The sequence below is a fragment of the Staphylococcus sp. EG-SA-2 genome, from assembly GCF_017152085.1.
This window is the reverse complement of the sequence record NZ_JACYHC010000705.1, coordinates 1-1,839: the sequence shown is the minus strand read 5'-3', so window position 1 is coordinate 1,839 and position 1,839 is coordinate 1. Positions and strand designations below refer to the sequence as shown.

1 protein-coding gene and 1 pseudogene are annotated in these 1,839 nt (G+C 37.4%); both read right to left on the bottom strand.

Annotation, left to right across the window (positions count from 1 at the left end; all coding sequences use genetic code 11):
* Positions 1–211, bottom strand: a pseudogene (locus IDG60_RS27500) (restriction endonuclease subunit S); the annotation flags it as partial.
* Positions 204–1,760, bottom strand: coding sequence for a type I restriction-modification system subunit M (locus tag IDG60_RS27495; RefSeq protein ID WP_000028610.1), 1,557 nt, complete (start codon positions 1,758–1,760; stop codon positions 204–206). The pseudogene IDG60_RS27500 and the gene IDG60_RS27495, both read right to left, overlap by 8 nt.
* Between the last annotated feature and the right edge of the window lie 79 nt (positions 1,761–1,839).

Sequence of the window (1,839 nt, the reverse complement as noted above, 5' to 3'; positions counted from 1 at the left end):
AAACTAAGTCATTAAGATTTAATTTACCATTTCTAATATTTTGACTCCTTAAAAATGGTATGCCTTTGTTTGTATAGTTTTCACTTCCACCTTTGGGAGTCTTTCCACTACCTATTTTGGTAGTAAGGTCCCCTAACTTCTTCTCTTCCCATTCGCCTTCAAACCCTGGGAACCTCAACTCTGGCACATTTTTCTTTTGTGTATTACTCATCTTTCAACACCCCAAGTTCTTTCAGGTATGCATTGATTTCTTGTTCAACTTCTGCGATTTCTTTGTCGATATTTTTCAAATCTTGTTGGACTTGATCTAAATCAATCGGTGCTTCTTCTTCGAATGTATCGACATATCTCGGTATGTTTAAGTTGTAATCGTTATCGGCGATCTCTTGTAATGTCGCACTGTAGCTATATTTATCAATTGTTTCCTTACGCTTATATGTGTTAATAATGCGTTCGACTTGGGCATCGGTTAAATGGTTTTGATTTTTTCCTTTTTCAAAATCATTGGATGCATCGATAAATAATACATAGTCTTCTTGTTGGCGACATTTTTTAAATACTAAAATACATGTTGGAATACTTGTCCCATAGAAAATATTGGCTGGTAAGCCAATCACGGCTTCTAAGTAGTTCTTTTCTTCAATTAAATAACGACGAATGACACCTTCTGCAGCACCACGGAATAAGACACCATGTGGGAGTACAACGGCCATGGTACCTTCATCGTCTAAGTAATGTACCATGTGTTGAATAAAGGCAAAGTCTGCTTTGGACTTTGGCGCAAGTTTGCCGTATCCGCTGAATCGTTCGTCATTTTCAAATTTTGAATCTGCTGTCCATTTCGCACTGTATGGTGGGTTCGCAATAACCGCATCAAATGTATGTCCTAAAAAGGCTGGATTTTCCAACGTGTCATCATTACGGATATCGAAATTTTCATAACGTACATCATGTAATAACATGTTCATGCGTGCTAAGTTGTAAGTGGTATTGTTACGTTCTTGACCGAAATAACGATACACTTGCGTTTCTTTACCAACACGTAACAATAATGAACCGGAACCACATGTTGGGTCGTACACATGACGTAATTTATCTTTACCGTCTGTGACAATCTTCGCCAGTATCTTAGATACTTGTTGTGGTGTATAGAACTCGCCTGCTTTTTTACCTGCTGTCGCCGCAAAGCGCCCAATTAGGAATTCATATGCATCACCTAACATATCAATTTCCATATCACTGTGAACAAATGGTAAATCGTCAAGATTAACCATGACTTTAGAGATTAAAGCAGTACGTTCTTTGACATTGTTACCTAGTCGCGTTGAACTTAAGTCCATATCGCTGAACAGTCCGATAAAGTCATTTTCACTTTCTTCACCTAATGTTGATGTTTCAACTTTACGAATTGCCGTCGCCAGATGTTCGATATCGAAATCTTGCGTTTCAATTTCACGAATCATCGCACTGAATAAATCTTGTGGTTCAATGAAGTAACCGACTTGATCAATTAATTCAGCTTTTAAGTCTTCACGATATTCTTCATCTGCCCATGTCTCTTGATACGTGATATCTTCACCTGCCAACGCATCTGCATATTCTTGTTCTGCTTTTTCGGATAAGAAGCGATAGAAAATCAAGCCTAAAATGTAATTACGGAATTCACTCGCATCCATGTTCCCTCTTAAATCATTCGCAATCGACCATAATTTTTTATGTAATTCAGCTTGTTGCTGACGTTGTTTTTCAGTAATAGACATGTGATTCCTCCGCCTTTGCATAAGTAATTTATCTCTTTGTGTAATAGATTTATTATAACATTTGGTTATGTTGCGATGT

What these genes read in the sequence shown, in the direction of transcription:
- IDG60_RS27495 (WP_000028610.1), bottom strand. Translation starts at nt 1,760, where the DNA reads ATGTCTATTACTGAAAAACAACGTCAGCAACAAGCTGAATTACATAAA.